Origin of the sequence: Pseudomonas fluorescens Q2-87, assembly GCF_000281895.1 — a bacterium.
In the GTDB taxonomy this organism is placed as follows: domain Bacteria; phylum Pseudomonadota; class Gammaproteobacteria; order Pseudomonadales; family Pseudomonadaceae; genus Aquipseudomonas; species Aquipseudomonas fluorescens_S.
This window is the reverse complement of sequence record NZ_CM001558.1, coordinates 114449-130524: the sequence shown is the minus strand read 5'-3', so window position 1 is coordinate 130524 and position 16076 is coordinate 114449. Positions and strand designations below refer to the sequence as shown.

21 protein-coding genes are annotated in these 16076 nt (G+C 61.2%); 11 read left to right on the top strand and 10 right to left on the bottom strand.

Annotated elements, in window-relative coordinates:
• Positions 1-32: 32 nt before the first annotated feature.
• Positions 33-950 (top strand): LysR family transcriptional regulator, encoded by a 918-nt coding sequence (locus PFLQ2_RS26765; protein ID WP_003177211.1) that lies wholly within the window; start codon positions 33-35, stop codon positions 948-950.
• Here PFLQ2_RS26765 and PFLQ2_RS26770 read toward each other — a convergent pair.
• Positions 923-1249, bottom strand: a complete 327-nt coding sequence (locus PFLQ2_RS26770) for a DUF883 family protein (protein WP_003177210.1) — start codon at positions 1247-1249, stop codon at positions 923-925. The two genes, PFLQ2_RS26765 and PFLQ2_RS26770, sit on opposite strands and share 28 nt — an antisense overlap.
• Before the next feature lie 157 nt (positions 1250-1406).
• Between PFLQ2_RS26770 and PFLQ2_RS26775 the strand changes: the two genes are divergently transcribed.
• Together PFLQ2_RS26775 and PFLQ2_RS26780 are read left to right on the top strand one after the other, a co-directional pair.
• Positions 1407-1622 (top strand): dodecin, encoded by a 216-nt coding sequence (locus PFLQ2_RS26775; protein WP_003177209.1) that lies wholly within the window; start codon positions 1407-1409, stop codon positions 1620-1622.
• A gap of 112 nt (positions 1623-1734) precedes the next feature.
• On the top strand, positions 1735-1956 hold the full coding sequence (locus tag PFLQ2_RS26780) for a DUF1161 domain-containing protein (RefSeq protein WP_003177208.1): 222 nt from the start codon (positions 1735-1737) through the stop codon (positions 1954-1956).
• 54 nt (positions 1957-2010) lie between these two features.
• Here the strand turns inward: PFLQ2_RS26780 and PFLQ2_RS26785 are convergent, their stop codons facing one another.
• A complete protein-coding gene (locus PFLQ2_RS26785; RefSeq protein WP_003177207.1) occupies positions 2011-3012 on the bottom strand; it encodes an LLM class flavin-dependent oxidoreductase in 1002 nt (333 codons plus the stop codon).
• Between the two features lie 236 nt (positions 3013-3248).
• Here PFLQ2_RS26785 and PFLQ2_RS26790 point away from each other — a divergent pair, with 236 nt between their 5' ends.
• Together PFLQ2_RS26790 and PFLQ2_RS26795 are read left to right on the top strand one after the other, a co-directional pair.
• Positions 3249-3680: an OsmC family protein gene (locus PFLQ2_RS26790; RefSeq protein WP_003177206.1), complete on the top strand. Its 432-nt coding sequence runs from the start codon at positions 3249-3251 to the stop codon at positions 3678-3680.
• Positions 3681-3821: 141 nt separating this feature from the next.
• Positions 3822-4055 carry a DUF1161 domain-containing protein gene (locus PFLQ2_RS26795; protein WP_003177205.1) on the top strand — a complete coding sequence of 78 codons (234 nt, stop codon included), beginning with the start codon at positions 3822-3824 and terminating at the stop codon, positions 4053-4055.
• A 6-nt stretch (positions 4056-4061) separates the two neighbouring features.
• On the opposite strand, the gene PFLQ2_RS26800 is transcribed toward PFLQ2_RS26795, so the two are convergent.
• Positions 4062-4487 (bottom strand): hypothetical protein, encoded by a 426-nt coding sequence (locus PFLQ2_RS26800; protein ID WP_003177204.1) that lies wholly within the window; start codon positions 4485-4487, stop codon positions 4062-4064.
• A gap of 41 nt (positions 4488-4528) precedes the next feature.
• Positions 4529-4942: a hypothetical protein gene (locus tag PFLQ2_RS26805; RefSeq protein WP_003177203.1), complete on the bottom strand. Its 414-nt coding sequence runs from the start codon at positions 4940-4942 to the stop codon at positions 4529-4531.
• 59 nt (positions 4943-5001) lie between these two features.
• On the opposite strand from PFLQ2_RS26805, the gene PFLQ2_RS26810 reads away from it, so the two are divergent.
• Positions 5002-6093 carry an aminopeptidase gene (locus tag PFLQ2_RS26810; protein ID WP_003177202.1) on the top strand — a complete coding sequence of 364 codons (1092 nt, stop codon included), beginning with the start codon at positions 5002-5004 and terminating at the stop codon, positions 6091-6093.
• Between the two features lie 112 nt (positions 6094-6205).
• Here the strand turns inward: PFLQ2_RS26810 and PFLQ2_RS26815 are convergent, their stop codons facing one another.
• The 3 genes from PFLQ2_RS26815 to PFLQ2_RS26825 form a co-directional block, all read right to left on the bottom strand.
• Positions 6206-6481, bottom strand: a complete 276-nt coding sequence (locus tag PFLQ2_RS26815) for an HU family DNA-binding protein (RefSeq protein ID WP_003177201.1) — start codon at positions 6479-6481, stop codon at positions 6206-6208.
• A 191-nt stretch (positions 6482-6672) separates the two neighbouring features.
• Positions 6673-7821: an NAD(P)/FAD-dependent oxidoreductase gene (locus PFLQ2_RS26820; RefSeq protein ID WP_003177200.1), complete on the bottom strand. Its 1149-nt coding sequence runs from the start codon at positions 7819-7821 to the stop codon at positions 6673-6675.
• Between the two features lie 21 nt (positions 7822-7842).
• Positions 7843-8010 (bottom strand): rubredoxin, encoded by a 168-nt coding sequence (locus PFLQ2_RS26825; RefSeq protein ID WP_003177199.1) that lies wholly within the window; start codon positions 8008-8010, stop codon positions 7843-7845.
• A 194-nt stretch (positions 8011-8204) separates the two neighbouring features.
• Here PFLQ2_RS26825 and PFLQ2_RS26830 point away from each other — a divergent pair, with 194 nt between their 5' ends.
• Positions 8205-8768, top strand: a complete 564-nt coding sequence (locus PFLQ2_RS26830; RefSeq protein ID WP_003177198.1) for a chorismate--pyruvate lyase family protein — start codon at positions 8205-8207, stop codon at positions 8766-8768.
• Positions 8768-9658: a 4-hydroxybenzoate octaprenyltransferase gene (gene ubiA, locus PFLQ2_RS26835; protein ID WP_003177197.1), complete on the top strand. Its 891-nt coding sequence runs from the start codon at positions 8768-8770 to the stop codon at positions 9656-9658. The genes PFLQ2_RS26830 and ubiA overlap by 1 nt, the downstream gene beginning before the upstream one ends.
• A gap of 147 nt (positions 9659-9805) precedes the next feature.
• Here the strand turns inward: ubiA and PFLQ2_RS26840 are convergent, their stop codons facing one another.
• Positions 9806-10189: a COG4315 family predicted lipoprotein gene (locus PFLQ2_RS26840; protein WP_003177196.1), complete on the bottom strand. Its 384-nt coding sequence runs from the start codon at positions 10187-10189 to the stop codon at positions 9806-9808.
• 151 nt (positions 10190-10340) lie between these two features.
• Between PFLQ2_RS26840 and phoB the strand changes: the two genes are divergently transcribed.
• The 3 genes from phoB to PFLQ2_RS26855 all read left to right on the top strand — a co-directional run bounded on the left by phoB (position 10341) and on the right by PFLQ2_RS26855 (position 13912).
• Entirely contained in the window at positions 10341-11030 is a 690-nt protein-coding gene (phoB, locus tag PFLQ2_RS26845) for a phosphate regulon transcriptional regulator PhoB (RefSeq protein ID WP_003177195.1), read from the top strand.
• Positions 11031-11125: 95 nt separating this feature from the next.
• Positions 11126-12448 (top strand): phosphate regulon sensor histidine kinase PhoR, encoded by a 1323-nt coding sequence (phoR, locus tag PFLQ2_RS26850; RefSeq protein WP_003177194.1) that lies wholly within the window; start codon positions 11126-11128, stop codon positions 12446-12448.
• Between the two features lie 123 nt (positions 12449-12571).
• Positions 12572-13912 (top strand): hemolysin family protein, encoded by a 1341-nt coding sequence (locus tag PFLQ2_RS26855; protein ID WP_003177193.1) that lies wholly within the window; start codon positions 12572-12574, stop codon positions 13910-13912.
• Positions 13913-13950: 38 nt separating this feature from the next.
• Here PFLQ2_RS26855 and PFLQ2_RS26860 read toward each other — a convergent pair whose 3' ends face one another.
• Together PFLQ2_RS26860 and PFLQ2_RS26865 are read right to left on the bottom strand one after the other, a co-directional pair.
• On the bottom strand, positions 13951-14847 hold the full coding sequence (locus tag PFLQ2_RS26860; RefSeq protein WP_003177192.1) for a peptidoglycan DD-metalloendopeptidase family protein: 897 nt from the start codon (positions 14845-14847) through the stop codon (positions 13951-13953).
• 183 nt (positions 14848-15030) lie between these two features.
• Positions 15031-15993: a response regulator gene (locus PFLQ2_RS26865; RefSeq protein WP_003177191.1), complete on the bottom strand. Its 963-nt coding sequence runs from the start codon at positions 15991-15993 to the stop codon at positions 15031-15033.
• Positions 15994-16076 lie beyond the last annotated feature (83 nt).

Sequence of the window (16076 nt, the reverse complement as noted above, 5' to 3'; positions counted from 1 at the left end):
GCCACAACCTGTCAGGAAAACTCACAGATACCATGAGCCACGACCTGCCCCCGCTCAATGCCCTGCGCGCCTTTGAGGCCACCGCCCGCCTGAATAGCGTAAGCCAGGCGGCCGAACAGCTACACGTCACCCATGGCGCGGTCAGCCGACAATTGAAAGCGTTGGAAGAACACTTGGCCGTCAGCCTGTTCATCAAGGACGGCCGCGGCCTGAAACTCACAGATGCGGGCATGCGTCTGCGCGACGCCAGCACCGATGCGTTCGAGCGGTTACGCACTGTTTGCGCGGAACTGACCCAGAGCACGGTGGATGCGCCATTCGTGCTGGGCTGCTCGGGAAGCCTGCTGGCGCGCTGGTTCATCCCCCGCCTGGGCAGGCTCAACGCCGATCTGCCGGATTTACGCTTGCACCTGTCCGCTGGCGAAGGCGACCTGGACCCCAGGCGGCCAGGGCTGGATGCCTTGTTGGTATTCGCCGAGCCGCCCTGGCCGGCCGACATGCAGGTCTACGAGCTGGCGAGCGAGCGAATCGGCCCGGTGATGAGCCCGCACTATGCTGGCTTCCACCGTTTGCAAACCGCACCGGCCAGCGCGCTCCTGGACGAGCCTTTGTTGCACACCACTTCTCGCCCCCAGGCCTGGCCGACCTGGGCACGGCAAAACGCCCTGGAACCTCAAGCAATGAAGTTCGGGCAAGGATTCGAGCATTTGTATTATTTGCTGGAAGCCGCCGTAGCGGGATTGGGTGTGGCGATCGCCCCCGAACCACTGGTGGCCGAGGACGTCAGCGCCGGTCGCCTGGTCGCGCCGTGGGGCTTTGGTGAAACCCCGGCACGATTGGCGTTGTGGTTACCCAAGCGCGCCGCGGATGGGCGCGCCCGGCAGTTGGCCCAATGGCTCAGGCATGAGCTGGGCCAACCCGCTCAATCACCGCGCTTGCACAGCAAGTAAGCGGCCAGCAAGCCCAGTGCCCCTACCGCCACGCCAGCCGCAGTCCAAGGGTGCTCCTGCGCGTAATCGCGGGTGGCGAGACCGGTTTCGCGGGTTTTAACCTTGACTTCCTCATAGGCGTCGCTGAGCAGATGACGAGAATGTTTCAAGGCACTTTCAGCGTTCGCCTTGAGCGACTTGAGGGTCTTGCGCGACTCGTCCGATGCGTCGTCCTTCAGGCTTTCCAACGACTTGAGCAGACTTTCGATCTCCGCTTCCATGCTTTGCAACGAGGCTTTGCGTAACGAAGTGCTGGCCATGGTGGCTCTCTCCTGCAGTGGTTGAGTACGTGTGTGAATTGGGACTCCAGCCGTTTCCTAAAGTGCAGTAAATCTGAACTTTCAAGGCGTAAACGGCGACACACGTAAGGCGAAAAATCGCTGCTAGGCTGTTATGACAACCTAAAAGGAGAACGTCATGAGTGATCATCACACGTACAAAAAAGTCGAACTGGTCGGCTCGTCTCCCACCAGTATTGAAGATGCCATCAACAATGCTTTGGCCGAGGCCAGCAAAAGCCTCAAGCACCTGGAATGGTTCGAAGTCACGGAAACCCGCGGCCACATCGAAAATGGCCGGGCCGCACACTTTCAGGTCACCATCAAGGTCGGGTTCCGCATCGCCAATAGCTAAGCGCAGTGAACTTGCACGCTGGCGGAGTGCCATAGGAATGGCGATGCGCTATGGTGTACGCATCACGGCGTTTCCTACCTGCCCTATTTGATCCGACCAAGGAGTGCGAGCGATGAAAAAGTTGATGGTGGCCCTGGGTTTGCTGAGCCTTGCCGGTGGTGCATTTGCGGCTGGCAAGCCCTGCGAAGAACTGAAAAGCGAAATCGCAGCGAAGCTGGATGCCAAGGGTGTGTCAGGTTATTCGCTGGAAATCGTCGATAAGGGCGCAGCGGCTGACGGAAAAGTCGTAGGTACTTGTGAGGGCGGCGCGAAAGAAATCGTCTATAAAAAGTGATTCTCTTCGAACGTCAAAGCCGACGCAGTGCGTCGGCTTTTTTATGGGTGTCATTCAGCCTTTCATGACCTGCGCCAGCAGTTCATAGGAGCGCACGCGGTCGGCATGCTCATACAGGTCGCTGGTGAAAATCAGCTCATCGGCCTGGGTTTGCTCGATCAGCACCTGCAGCTTGGCGCGAATCTTCTGCGGGCCTCCCACCATGGCCAGGCCGAGGAAATCGCCAACCGCTTCCTTCTCATGGGGCAGCCAGAGGCCGTTCATGGTTTCGACCGGCGGGCGTTGCACCAGGCTCTGGCCGCGCATCAGCGCGAGGATCCGTTGATAGACCGATGTCGCCAGGTAGTCCGCCTGCTCGTCGGTGTCCGCCGCCACCAGCGGTACGCCGAGCATCACATAAGGCTTATCGAGCACCGCCGAGGGCTTGAAATGATTGCGGTAGATGCGAATCGCCTCGTGCATGTAGCGCGGTGCGAAATGCGAGGCGAAGGCGTAGGGCAAACCACGCTCACCGGCCAATTGTGCACTGAACAGGCTCGAACCCAGCAGCCAGACCGGGACGTTGGTACCGGTGCCGGGCATGGCGATGATCCGTTGATCCGGGGTGCGTGGGCCGAGGTAGCGCATCAGCTCGGCCACGTCTTCGGGAAAATCGTCGGCACTGCCGGAGCGCTCGCGACGCAGCGCCCGGGCCGTCATCTGGTCGGAACCGGGCGCTCGCCCCAGGCCCAAGTCGATTCGGCCCGGAAACAGGCTCTCCAGCGTGCCGAACTGCTCGGCGATGACCAGCGGCGCATGGTTGGGCAACATCACCCCGCCGGAGCCAACACGAATGGTCGAAGTGCCCCCCGCCAGATAGCCCAGCAACACCGCCGTGGCGGAGCTGGCGATGCCATCCATGTTGTGGTGTTCGGCCACCCAGAAGCGGGTGTAGCCGAATTTTTCCACGTGTTGGGCCAGGTCCAGGGAGTTGCGCAAGGACTGGCCGGCGTTACCGTCGGCACGAACGGGCACCAAGTCGAGGGTTGAGAACTTCACTTCGGACAGCTGTTTCATGGGCCAGGATCTCCAACGGCGTTCCGGGCTTTTCTGTGGACAAAAGCCTGCCGTTTCTAAAGGTGTGTTCCATGCAATGTGGGCATATACCCGAGTTTCAATAGCTGCGAAGAATTTTCCTACTAAATTCGTCGGCTAATCGACCAGATGAACTTTTCCGGACGGTCTATCCTCACATCCCTGACAGCTGAAAACACCCAGGCGCGACCCTCGCGCCGGATCTTTAGGAGGCAGACATGGCGATCATCAAGAAAGCATCGGCTCATTGGTCAGGTGACCTGAAAACCGGTATCGGCTCCATCTCCACGGAAACCGGGGTATTGCGCGAAGCGCCCTACGGCTTCAAGGCCCGTTTCGAAGGCGGCAAGGGCACCAATCCCGAAGAACTGATCGGCGCGGCCCATGCGGGCTGCTTTTCCATGGCCTTTTCGATGATCCTGGGCGAGGCCGGGCTCAAGGCCGACAGTATCGACACCAACGCCGAAGTGACCCTGGACCAGGTCGACGGCGGTTTTGCGATTACCGCTGTGAAGCTCATTCTCAAGGCGAAGATCCCTGGCGCCAGCCAGGCGCAATTCGACGAACTGAGCAAAAAAGCCAAGGAGGGGTGCCCGGTGTCCAAGGTACTGAACGCCAGCATCACCTTGGAAGCGACGCTGGTGAGCTGACGCACTGAAAGGGTCGCAGCCTCTGCAGGCTGCGATCTTTTTGCGGGCGGGCGAACTGTTTACCCCGGCACAAGTGTGATCGAATGCACGCCTGCGGTTTCAGCGCACAGGCAGTGCGCGCTGCAATGAGGAATTTCGAGCATGAAACGATTTGCCCTGGCGGTCATCGGCTGCGCCTTCGCCTCATCGGCCCTCGCTGCGCCAAAGTCCTGCGAAGAACTGAAAGAGGAAATCGAAGCGAAGATCCAGGCAAACAACGTGTCGTCCTACACGCTGGAAATCGTCACCAATGACGAAGTTCACGACCAGAACATGGTGGTTGGCACGTGCGAAAACGGCACGAAGAAAATCATCTATCAGAAGAATGACCGCTAGGCAGCCCTACGGCAGGCAACGGGCTTGTCGATCTTCGGCGACGATTTCTCGCTTGGCGTCGTAGAGCCGGGCGCTTGGGGTGAACGCCAGGCTGCGGGCCTCCAGGCGATAGCGTTGGCCGGCCTCGAAGTGATCATATCGAATGGTCAGGTAACACAACCGCTCTTGTGGTTCGCTCATCACACCCAACCCACCGCCGCCGTAAACCTCGAAGTCGAAGCGCACCTCCAGCTCATGACTGCCCGGTGAGACCAGGAAGTAGCGACCATCGCGCAGCCGTTGGCCATCGAGTTTTTCCGCCATCAACACCTTGCCACCCGGCGCAGGCATCGCGAAATCGACCCAGGCCAGGTTGGGATCGGCCGGGGGCAGTGGGCTGGTTGCACAACCGCCCATGGCGAAGAAGGCCAGCAACAGCAGGTGAACACGCATGGTCGGTTTCCTTGGCAATCAGGCCCTGAGCATAGCGCCGATCAGCTTTGCTGGCAGCCTGCCGGAGTGCCTTGGCCGACCATTTTTCGTTGTTGATCGTAAAGCTTGGCCCATGGCCGGAAACCGATGCTGCCGGCCTGCAACTGGTAACGCTGGCCGGCATTGAAGTCCTTGAATTTCACGTTCAAACGACAATCACGCCACAGCGGCTCGGCATTCGGGCCGATATTGCCGGGCTCGACGGCAAATTGATAACGCACCGTCAGCTCATGGCTGCCGGGTTGCACTTCGAAATAACGCCGGTCGACTGAGGTCTTGTCATCGACTTCCAGCGCCTGCAACGCGGTGTCCTGATGATTTCCCAGGTCGATCCACGCCTGGGAGGGATCAGGGTCCGGCAAGCCGGCGCAACCGGTCAGCAACAACAAGCCACTCGTCAGCATCAACACGCGCATAGCGAAGCTCCAGGCAGGCGAGATAGTCTTGCATGCAGACTTTCCCAGGGTGATTCCAATTGATCAGGCCGCGTTCAAACCATCGGTTACTCGACCGTGTTTTCCGGATTTTGTTTCCAGGCCTCCTGCTTTTGTTACTGAACGGTTGCACCAGCGTCGGTTATTACGGCCAGCTCCTCGGTGGGCAACTGCGCTTGTTGCAGGCCCGCGAGCCTATCGATCAAGTGATTGCCGACCCCGCTCGCGCGCCCCAGTTGCGGGCGCAACTGGCCCAGGCACGCCAGGCCCGGGCGTTTGCCAGCGCACACCTGCACCTGCCGGACAACCAAAGTTATCGCCTGTACGCGGACATCGGCCGGCCATTTGTAGTCTGGAACGTCTTCGCCACGCCGGAATTTTCCCTGGCGCCGCAAACCCATTGCTTCCCCATCGCCGGTTGCGTGGCCTATCGCGGTTACTACAGCCAGGGTGCGGCCCGGGGCGAGGCCGCGCTACAGCATCTGCAGGGCATGGACGTGTCGATTGCTGGTGTGGAGGCTTATTCGACGCTGGGCTGGTTCAACGACCCGATCCTGAGTTCGATGCTGCATTGGGGCGACGAACGCTTGGCGACGTTGATTTTTCATGAACTGGCGCACCAGCGCTTTTATGTAAAGGACGACACGCAATTCAACGAATCCTTCGCCACCTTCGTTGAACAGGAAGGCACCCGCCAATGGCGCGTCCATCGTGGGCTGGCGCCGGACAGCAGCAAGCAGGCGCAACAGCGCGATCAGTTCATCCAACTGGTCCTCGACACTCGCCAGCGCCTGGAAACGCTCTATGCCCAACCCCTGCCGGCCGAAAAGATGCGCCAGCGCAAGGCACAGGCATTCGAACGCCTGCGCACCGACTACAAGCAGCTGCGCGACAGCCAATGGGCAGGCGACAAACGCTACGACGCCTGGGTCTATGCACCGCTGAACAACGCGCGTTTATTACCGTTCGGGCTGTACGACCAATGGGTGCCCGCCTTTGCGGCGTTGTTCAAGCAGGCGAATGGGGATTGGGCGGCGTTCTATTCGGCAGTGGAAACACTCGGCAAGCTGCCGACCGATGGGCGCAAGGCAGCCTTGGAGGCGTTGGCAGCATCGAAGGCTTCCGGCGCGTGAACGGACCCTATCGCAAGCTTGCTCGCGATAGCGGTCTCTACAGGTGTCGAAAAAAGTCATGAAAAAAGGGCACCCGACTCCATCGGTGTGCCCTTTTTTAAGCGCCCCCGGATTACGGGTTAACGCTGTCCTTCAGAAACTTGCCTGGCTTGAAAGCAACCGTGTTGCTTGCCTTGATTTTCACCGGCTCACCGGTTTGTGGGTTCTTGCCGGTGCGGGCGCCGCGGTGGCGTTGCAGGAAGGTGCCGAAGCCTACCAGGGTAACGCTGTCCTTGCGGTGCAGGGCGCCGGTGATTTCTTCGAGGACGGCGTTGAGCACGCGGTTGGCTTGCTCTTTGGTGAGGTCTGCCTTTTCCGCGATGGCGGCGGCGAGTTCTGGTTTACGCATGAATGAAGCCCCTTTGACGGTTTTTTTGTTGTTATGTCCGTGCCGTTCTCTTTGGAACAGCCCCTAAGGCGCCGCAGGCTCTACTCTGCGGCAGACGGAAGTGAGGATGGCACGGGGCCGCAGGCGGCGCCAGTGTCCGAACGACCTTTGTGGGACCAAAAGTAGGGTTTTTGCGACAGAACGACCGTTATTTACGCCAGCAGCGCCGGAAGTTCCTTATTCAGCGCCAGCTTCTCCATCACCGCCGCCCCCGTCAGGGCGTAGCCCAGCAGGTTGCCGTCGGCGTCGCGACACAGGGCCTTGATGTCAGCGCCCTGCCCTTCGACGCTCCATGCGCCTTCACGGCCCCGTGGCGGTGGCGAAACCACCAGCGGACACACCGGGGTCTTCACCGTGATGGGCATGGCGCCATAACTGACGGCTGTCGGGTTGCCGGCCAGGGTTTGGGCCAGGGCACGGGCGCAACTCATCAGCGGCATCACGTACAAGAGGTTCAAGCCATCGACCTCGGCGCAATCGCCCAAGGCGTAAATGTTGGCATGGGACGTTTTCAGGTGGCGGTCGACCACCACGCCGCGATTGACCACCAGGCCGGCGGCAGCCGCGAGGTCAATGCGCGGGCGCAGGCCGATGGCCGAGACCACCAGGTCGCAGGCGATCACCTGGCCGTCGGACAAGTGGGCTTCCAGCCCGTCGGCCACCCGCTGCAAACGGTTGAGCACCGGTCCCAAGTGGAAGCGCGCGCCGAGGCTCTCCAGCCCGGCCTGTACCGCGGCGGCTGCAGCCGGGTGCAACAGCGTCGGCATGACTTGCTCGCAAGGCGCCACTAATTGCACCTCATAGCCGCCAAGAATCAGGTCGTTAGCGAATTCGCAGCCAATCAACCCTGCGCCCAGCAGCAGCACACGACGCTTACCGGCGGCCGCAGCCCTGAAGCGTGCGTAGTCTTCCAAGTCGTTGATCGGGAAGATCAGCTCCGAAGCGTCACCCTGCACCGGTACGCGCACGGTTTCGGCGCCCCAGGCCAGGATCAGATCGCGGTAGCTCACCGCTTCCTCGCCGATCCACAACCGCTTGTGACCTGGGTCGATGCCGCTGATGCGGGTGTGGGTGCGCACTTCGGCCTTCAATTGCTCGGCCATGGCGCCAGGCTCGGCCATGCTCAGGCCATCGGCGTCCTTGCTCTTGCCAAACCCCGTGGAGAGCATCGGCTTGGAGTACGAGCGGCCGTCATCGGCGGTAATCAGCAGCAACGGGGTTTCGCTGTCGAGCTTGCGAAACTCCCGGGCCAGGTTGTAACCGGCAAGGCCGGTGCCGACGATGACGACAGGTGCGCTCATGTTGCTCTCCATGAAGAATGATCAGTTGATTTCGATCATTTCGAAATCCATTTTGCCCACGCCGCAGTCCGGGCAGAGCCAGTCTGCCGGCACGTCTTCCCAGCGGGTGCCGGGGGCGATGCCATCATCCGGCCAACCATCGGCTTCGTTGTAGATCAGGCCGCAGACGATACATTGCCACTTCTTCATTCAGTACTTCCTCGGGTGTCAGGCGTTTGCCGGTATTGGTTGGGTCGATGCGGTCGCCCTTCCGGCTCAGGGCGTTTTGTACTGATCGATTGCGCCAGATGCAAGCATGATCGACGCGACGGCAGGCCGGGCCAGTCAAATGGCCGACCGGCATGGTAAGCTCCCGGCCTCATTTGCTGCCATTCAAGACCTCTGTGCCGCATACAAATTCGATCTTTCCTACACTCCAATGGCTGCCCCGGCACCTGCTGGAGCCCTGTCCCGATGCCTGTGTACTCGATTGGCTGTTCGATGCGGGTTCGCTGACCCGGCGGCTGACACGGCTGTCGGACGATCACTTCAGCGTGACGCCACTGTTCGAAGGCTGGCAGCCACTGCGGGCCGATGAATGTGCCGCACTCGACTTGGCCGAAGGCAGCGAAGGCTGGGTGCGCGAGGTGTTTCTGCGCGGCCACGGCCAGCCCTGGGTGTTCGCCCGCAGTGTGGCGGCGCGCAGCGCGTTGCAGGGCGACGGGTTGCACATGGACGAATTGGGCAGCCGCTCCCTGGGGGAATTGCTGTTTTGCGACCAGGCGTTCCAGCGCCGGGCCATTGAAGTGTGCCATTACCCCGAGCCCTGGTTGCCCGCAGAGGTAAGCACCAGTGGGCTGTGGGGCCGCCGTTCGCGTTTCGATCGCGGTGCATTGAGCGTGCTGGTGGCGGAAATCTTCCTGCCGCGCCTATGGACCGTCGCCCGCGCCTATTCGGAGAATTGCTGATGTACATGCACCTGCTCAAATCCTTGAATCGCCTGAATCCGCGGGCCTGGGACTTCGTGCAATTGACCCGCATGGACAAGCCCATCGGCATCTACCTGCTGTTGTGGCCGACCCTATGGGCGTTGTGGATCGCCGGTGAAGGTTCGCCGTCCCTCGCCAATATCGTGATTTTTGTCCTGGGCGTGGTGCTGACCCGCGCCGGTGGTTGCGTGATCAATGACTGGGCCGACCGCAAGGTGGACGGTCATGTCAAACGCACCGAACAACGCCCGCTGGTGAGCGGCAAGATCAGTTCAAAAGAGGCGCTGGTGTTCTTCGCGGTGTTGATGGGCGTGAGTTTCCTGCTCGTGCTGTGCACCAACGGACCCACCATCCTGCTCTCCCTCGGCGGGCTGGCCCTGGCGCTCAGCTATCCGTTCATGAAGCGCTATACCTATTACCCACAAGTCGTGCTGGGCGCGGCGTTCTCCTGGGGCATGCCGATGGCGTTCGCGGCCGAAACCGGTCACCTGCCAGCGGCCGCCTGGTTGCTGTACATCGCCAATCTGCTGTGGACGGTTGGCTACGACACTTATTACGCGATGACCGACCGCGACGATGACTTGCGGATCGGCGTGAAATCCACGGCGATCCTGTTTGGCGATGCCGACCGGGTAATCATCCTGACGCTGCAAGGCCTGGCCTTGGGGTGCCTGCTATTGGCCGGCTCGAAATTCCAGCTGGGTGGCTGGTTCCACCTCGGTCTCGTCGCCGCCGCCGCATGTTTTGCCTGGGAGTCCTGGTACACCCGTGACAGGGATCGGATGCGCTGCTTCAAGGCGTTCCTGCACAACCATTGGGCCGGGTTGGCAATTTTCGTCGGCATTGTGCTGGATTACGCGTTGCGCTAAGCCACATTAGTTCGGCACACATTGAACCCGTGGCGAGGGAGCTTGCTCCCGCTCGGTTGCGCAGCGACCGCCAAAAGCCGGGACTGCTTCGCAGCCCAGCGGGAGCAAGCTCCCTCGCCACAGGAGCATTTCCTGGACCGGCTCGGGTCAGTCAGGCTTGGCGATTTTCCAGGCGCCGTCCATTTTGCCGTCACCGGTCATGTCTCCGGCTTTTTTATCCATGACGAAGGTGTACAGCGGTTTTCCGTTGTAGGCCCATTGCTTCTTGCCGTCGTCGCGGGTGATCACGGTCCATTCGCCCATGGACTTGGCGCCCTCTGCGGCCATCAGCGGTGGCCAATTGGCCGCGCATTTGTCGTTGCACATCGACTTGGCGCCCGCGTCCTTGGCGAACGTATACAGCGTCATGCCTTGGTGATCCGTCAGCATGCCGTTTTTTTCCATCGCCGGATCAGCCGCGAATGCCGACATCGGCAGCGCCAGCGCAACCGTGACTGCCAGGGCCTTGATGGATTGAGTGAAGTAAGTCATGGAAACCTTCTCTTGTGGTTGTCAGGGTTCGGACTAAAAGCGTAGCCCAGGATCCCCGTCGATGCAGGCTCAGGAAATAACTGTCACACGACTGCAATAATTCCGTTATCTAATGCGGCGCAAGACAGTTAAATGACAAGAGGATTACCCCATGGTTGGCAGGAGCATTCTGATCGTCGACGACGAGGCGCCCATCCGCGAGATGATCGCCGTTGCGTTGGAGATGGCCGGCTATGACTGCATGGAAGCAGAGAACTCTCAACAGGCCCATGCCATCATCGTCGACCGCAAGCCCGACCTGATCCTGCTGGACTGGATGTTGCCCGGCACGTCTGGCATCGAGCTGGCGCGGCGCCTCAAGCGCGACGAGCTGACCGGCGATATCCCCATCATCATGCTCACCGCCAAGGGCGAAGAGGACAACAAGATCCAGGGCCTGGAAGTCGGCGCCGACGACTACATCACCAAGCCGTTCTCTCCACGCGAGCTGGTGGCGCGCCTGAAGGCCGTGCTGCGGCGTGCGGGGCCGACCGATGGCGAAGCGCCAATCGAAGTCGGTGGCCTCCTGTTGGACCCGATCAGCCACCGCGTGACCATCGACGGCAAGCCCGCCGAGATGGGCCCCACCGAATACCGTCTGCTGCAATTTTTCATGACCCACCAGGAGCGCGCCTACACGCGCGGGCAACTGCTGGACCAGGTCTGGGGCGGCAACGTCTACGTCGAAGAACGCACCGTGGACGTGCATATCCGGCGTCTGCGCAAGGCCCTCGGCGATGCCTACGAGAATCTGGTACAAACCGTGCGCGGCACCGGTTATCGTTTTTCGACGAAGGCTTAAAGACAGCTGCAAGTTCCAAGCTACAAGCGGCAAGTCACCGCCGATCCGCTTCAAACTTGCAGCTTGCAGCTTACATCTGCTTCTAAGGATGCTCCGTGAATCAAAACTGGCATGGCACCCTGATTCGCCACATGTTGCTGCTGGTGACCGGCTGTTTGCTGATCGGCCTGATCAGCGGCTATTACGGCTGGAGCCTGGCCGCAGGGCTGGGGGTTTACCTGGCATGGACGCTCAAGCAATTGCTGCGCCTGCATGAATGGCTGCGCTTGCACCAACCCGACGAAGCCCCGCCCGACGGCTACGGCCTGTGGGGCGAGGTGTTCGACAGCATCTATCACCTGCAACGGCGCGACCAGCGTGTGCGCGGGCGCCTGCAAGCGGTGATCGATCGGGTCCAGGAATCCACCGCCGCGCTGAAAGACGCGGTGATCATGCTCGACAGCGACGGCAACCTGGAATGGTGGAACCGCGCCGCCGAAACCCTGTTGGGCCTCAAGACGCCCCAGGACAGCGGCCAGCCGGTGACCAACCTGGTGCGTCATCCGCGCTTCAAGGAATACTTCGAGCAGGATAATTACGCCGAGCCCCTGGAAATTCCTTCGCCTATCAATGATCGGCTGCGTATCCAGCTGTACATCACCCGCTACGGCAACAACGAACACTTGATGCTGGTGCGGGACGTGACGCGCATCCATCAGCTGGAACAGATGCGCAAGGACTTCATCGCCAACGTATCCCACGAATTGCGCACGCCATTGACGGTGATCTGCGGCTATCTGGAAACCCTGCTCGACAACGTCGAGGAAGTGAACCCGCGCTGGAGCCGGGCCCTGCAACAGATGCACCAGCAAAGCGGGCGCATGCAGACCCTGCTCAACGACTTGCTGCTGCTGGCCAAGCTCGAAGCCACCGATTACCCGTCGGACAACCAGCCCGTGCCCATCGACGAGCTGTTGCAAACCATCGCCGAAGACGCGCAGGAACTGTCCGGCCCCAAGCAGCAGACCATCACCCTGGAAGCCGAGCCGGGCGTGCAACTCAAGGGCAGCGAGGCGGAATTGCGCAGCGCGTTTTCCAACTTGGTGTTCAATGCCGTCAAGTACACCCCGGAACAGGGCCGGATTCATGTGCGCTGGTGGGGCGATGAGCAAGGCGCACACCTGAGCGTGCGCGATTCGGGCATCGGCATCGACAGCAAGCACCTGCCGCGCCTGACCGAGCGTTTCTACCGCGTCGACTCCAGCCGCAACTCCAACACTGGGGGAACCGGGCTCGGACTGGCCATCGTTAAACACGTGTTGTTACGTCATCGCGCACGCATGGAAATCAGCAGCGTGCCCGGCCACGGCAGCACGTTCACCTGCCATTTCGCCCCGGCGCAGGTGGTGCGCGGGCGTCTCGCCAGCCGCGCCGATTGATACCGACCGGCACTCGCCACTAGGCAACCGCCGAGTCAGCCGCTACATTGGCTGACTTGTGCCTGCCCTTTCAGGCACTCATTCCTAACTTCTACGAACATACGGAACCCGCAAAACTCCATCATGGACCCTTCCCCTGGCTTGTCCCTCGTAACACTCTTCGCCGAATTCGGCATGATTCTTTTTGCTCTGATCCTGGTTCTGCTCAACGGTTTTTTCGTTGCGGCCGAGTTTGCCATGGTCAAGCTGCGCTCGACCCGGGTCGAGGCCATTGCCGAGCAGAACGGCTGGCGCGGGCATATCCTGCGCACCGTCCACAGCCAGCTCGACGCCTACCTGTCGGCGTGCCAGCTGGGCATCACCCTCGCCTCCCTGGGCCTGGGCTGGGTCGGTGAGCCGGCGTTCGCACACATTCTCGAACCACTGCTGGGCGCGGTCGGCGTTCAGTCGCCGGAAGTGATAAAAGGCGTGTCGTTCTTCACCGCGTTCTTCATCATTTCGTACCTGCACATCGTCGTCGGCGAGCTGGCGCCCAAGTCCTGGGCGATCCGCAAGCCTGAGTTGCTGTCGCTGTGGACCGCCGTGCCGCTGTACCTGTTCTACTGGGCCATGTACCCGGCAATCTACCTGCTCAACGCCAGCGCCAACGCCATCTTGCGCATCGCTGGTCAGGGCGAACCCGGCCCGCACCACGAGCATCACTACAGCCGTGAAGAACTGAAGCTGATCCTGCACTCCAGCCGTGGCCAGGACCCGAGCGACCAGGGCATGCGCGTGCTGGCTTCGGCCGTGGAAATGGGCGAGCTGGAAGTGGTGGACTGGGCCAACTCCCGGGAAGACCTGGTGACACTGGAGTTCAATGCGCCGCTCAAGGAAATCCTGGCGATGTTCCGTCGCCACAAGTTCAGCCGCTATCCGGTGTATGACAGCGAGCGACAGGAGTTCGTCGGTCTGTTGCACATCAAGGACCTGTTGCTGGAACTGGCGGCCCTGGACCACATCCCCGAGTCGTTCAACCTGGCTGAACTGACCCGGCCGCTGGAGCGGGTGTCGCGGCACATGCCGCTGTCGCAATTGCTCGAGCAGTTCCGCAAGGGCGGCTCGCATTTCGCCGTGGTCGAGGAAGCCGACGGCAACATCATCGGCTACCTGACCATGGAAGACGTGTTGGAAGTGCTGGTGGGTGACATTCAGGACGAACACCGCAAGGCCGAACGCGGCATCCTGGCCTACCAGCCGGGCAAGCTGCTGGTACGCGGCGACACGCCGTTGTTCAAGGTCGAACGGCTGCTGGGGATCGACCTGGACCACGTCGAAGCCGAGACATTGGCCGGTCTGGTCTACGAAACCCTCAAGCGGGTGCCGGAAGAGGAAGAGGTGCTGGAAGTCGAAGGGCTGCGGATCATCATCAAGAAGATGAAAGGGCCCAAGATCATCCTGGCGAAGGTATTGATGCTCGATTGAGCATCAACCTGCCCTGGAGGCTGAACATAAGTCCCGTGCTATTGCTTGCCCAGCGCAAAGTTGGGCAGCTCCCCCACCGGTTGATTGAACTGGTAGGGAATCGACACCAGCCCCAGCCCGGTATTGCGCTGCACCACGAAATGCAGGTGCGGGCCGGAGCTGTTGCCGGTGTTGCCCGACAATGCCAAGGGCGTGCCCACCCCGACACGCTGCCCTTCCCGCACATTCACCGAACCTTTTTGCAGATGCAGGTAGACGCCCATGGTCCCGTCATCGTGCAGCACCCGCACGAAGTTGCCCGAGGGATCATCGCCACGACCGGTCTGCTGGTTTTCCGTCTTGATCACTACACCGCCCCGCGCCGCGATGATCGGCGTGCCTTCGGGCATGGCGATGTCCATGGCGTAGCGGTTTTTCGGGCCGTAGTGACTGTATTGGCCGTTGGCACCCTGGCTCAACCGGAACGGCCCGCCTCGCCAGGGTAACGGGTAACGATAGGCCTGCGCCGCGTCCGCAGGGTCACCCAGGGAGTATTCGAACCTCGGGGTATACACCAGCGGCCTGCCTGGCCGGGTGGCCGTGAGCAACGCCAGGCGCAGGTTACTGCGCGCCGGCAGCACCCGGCGAATCGGCCGGCTCGGCGCCCCGCTCACGTTCTTGAGCCCGGCGAAACTCAACTCGATCTCCACCGGCGCGTACAGGTCGTTGCGCACGAATACAGCGTCCGCACCTTTGTGCTTCTGGATATCAAGAAACACCTGGCGCTCCAGGCGCTCCACCATGCGGTCGCGAAACACGAACACCTGGGCGCCTCGGCTGGGACGGTCGCTATAGGACACCACGCCATTGGCATCGGTGGATTTGTAGATCGTCATGGCCGCGGCCGAAGTGGAGGCCAGGACAAGACCACAGGCAAACAGCAAGTGCGCGAGCATGGGCAAAGGTTCTGTCGAGAAATGAAGGCCTGCACAGCAGCCTAGCAGCTGGGATGGACCAGCGTAGTCGACGGATGTTTCAAAATTGGATCAGCGATCGGTGTTGGATCTCATTGCCCCATCGCGAGCAAGCGCGCTCCCACAGGGAGAGTGGAAGTGAACTTGCTCGCGATAGCAGCCGGATCAGGCGCCCGGAACGAAGTGCTTCTGCGCGGTGCCGCGGGCGATCAGGCGGGAGATGTAGTCAAGTTTCTGCGGGTCTTTGTCGACGAAGCGGAAGGTCAGTTGCAGCCATTCGCTGTCGGGAGTCTGTTCGTGGGCGACGATGGCGTGCAGGTAACCGTTCAGACGAGCGGTCTCGGCGTTGTCACCCTGCTCCATGTCCAGCACCGCGCCTTCGAGCACTTGCGGCAGGGTGTCGGAGCGCTTGACCACCAGCAGCGCTTCCTTGAGGCTCAGGGCCTTGATCACGCATGGCTGGGTGCCGCTGGACAGGCGCAACTGGCCCTGGCCACGGTTGCCGGCCGGCGCGGCCGAGGCAGCCGGGGCTTTGACGGGCGGGCTGTTGAGCAGACCCCGAGCCGGTGCAGCGGCGGGTGCAGCAGCCGGGGCGGCGGCAACGGCAGCGGGCTTGGCGAAAGGATTCACCGCAGGGGCCGCCGCAGCAACCGGCGCAGCCTTGCCGCCTGTAAGAGCGCTGAGGGAATCATTGCCGAACGCCGAATTCATCTTGGTTGGCGCGCTGTTCATCAGGGTGTCGAGCTTGCCGACTTTGTGCAGGGCCTGTTTGACCTTGGTCAGCAACTGTTCGTTGGTGAACGGCTTGCTGACGTAGCCGGAAACGCCGGCCTGGATCGCCTGGACCACGTTTTCCTTGTCGCCGCGGCTGGTAACCATCACGAACGGCATGCCCTTGAGGTTATCCTGCTGGCGGCACCAGGTCAGCAGTTCCAGGCCGGACATCTCCGGCATTTCCCAATCGCACAGCACCAGGTCGAACGCCTCGCGAGCCAGCACAGCCTGGGCTTTCTTGCCGTTCACCGCGTCCTCGATGCGGATGCCCGGGAAGTAGTTGCGCAGGCACTTCTTCACCAGGTCACGAATGAACGAAGCATCGTCCACGACCAACACACTGACCTTACTCATCCAGATACACCTCTAAAAAATCCCGGCAAGCATACCGCTTTTACTGATGGCACATTGCCAAAAACCTTCAGTCACGCCGGGAC

Bases quoted from the DNA above. Each gene is read 5' to 3' on its own strand.
- PFLQ2_RS26795 (WP_003177205.1), top strand. From the start codon at position 3,822: ATGAAACGATTTGCCCTGGCGGTCATCGGCTGCGCCTTCGCCTCATCG.
- PFLQ2_RS26805 (WP_003177203.1), bottom strand. From the start codon at position 4,942: ATGCGCGTGTTGATGCTGACGAGTGGCTTGTTGTTGCTGACCGGTTGC.
- PFLQ2_RS26865 (WP_003177191.1), bottom strand. From the start codon at position 15,993: ATGAGTAAGGTCAGTGTGTTGGTCGTGGACGATGCTTCGTTCATTCGT.
- PFLQ2_RS26790 (WP_003177206.1), top strand. From the start codon at position 3,249: ATGGCGATCATCAAGAAAGCATCGGCTCATTGGTCAGGTGACCTGAAA.
- PFLQ2_RS26780 (WP_003177208.1), top strand. From the start codon at position 1,735: ATGAAAAAGTTGATGGTGGCCCTGGGTTTGCTGAGCCTTGCCGGTGGT.
- PFLQ2_RS26840 (WP_003177196.1), bottom strand. From the start codon at position 10,189: ATGACTTACTTCACTCAATCCATCAAGGCCCTGGCAGTCACGGTTGCG.
- PFLQ2_RS26775 (WP_003177209.1), top strand. From the start codon at position 1,407: ATGAGTGATCATCACACGTACAAAAAAGTCGAACTGGTCGGCTCGTCT.
- PFLQ2_RS26800 (WP_003177204.1), bottom strand. From the start codon at position 4,487: ATGCGTGTTCACCTGCTGTTGCTGGCCTTCTTCGCCATGGGCGGTTGT.
- ubiA (WP_003177197.1), top strand. From the start codon at position 8,768: ATGTACATGCACCTGCTCAAATCCTTGAATCGCCTGAATCCGCGGGCC.
- PFLQ2_RS26820 (WP_003177200.1), bottom strand. From the start codon at position 7,821: ATGAGCGCACCTGTCGTCATCGTCGGCACCGGCCTTGCCGGTTACAAC.
- phoB (WP_003177195.1), top strand. From the start codon at position 10,341: ATGGTTGGCAGGAGCATTCTGATCGTCGACGACGAGGCGCCCATCCGC.
- PFLQ2_RS26860 (WP_003177192.1), bottom strand. From the start codon at position 14,847: ATGCTCGCGCACTTGCTGTTTGCCTGTGGTCTTGTCCTGGCCTCCACT.
- PFLQ2_RS26765 (WP_003177211.1), top strand. From the start codon at position 33: ATGAGCCACGACCTGCCCCCGCTCAATGCCCTGCGCGCCTTTGAGGCC.
- PFLQ2_RS26855 (WP_003177193.1), top strand. From the start codon at position 12,572: ATGGACCCTTCCCCTGGCTTGTCCCTCGTAACACTCTTCGCCGAATTC.
- PFLQ2_RS26770 (WP_003177210.1), bottom strand. From the start codon at position 1,249: ATGGCCAGCACTTCGTTACGCAAAGCCTCGTTGCAAAGCATGGAAGCG.
- PFLQ2_RS26785 (WP_003177207.1), bottom strand. From the start codon at position 3,012: ATGAAACAGCTGTCCGAAGTGAAGTTCTCAACCCTCGACTTGGTGCCC.
- PFLQ2_RS26815 (WP_003177201.1), bottom strand. From the start codon at position 6,481: ATGCGTAAACCAGAACTCGCCGCCGCCATCGCGGAAAAGGCAGACCTC.
- PFLQ2_RS26825 (WP_003177199.1), bottom strand. From the start codon at position 8,010: ATGAAGAAGTGGCAATGTATCGTCTGCGGCCTGATCTACAACGAAGCC.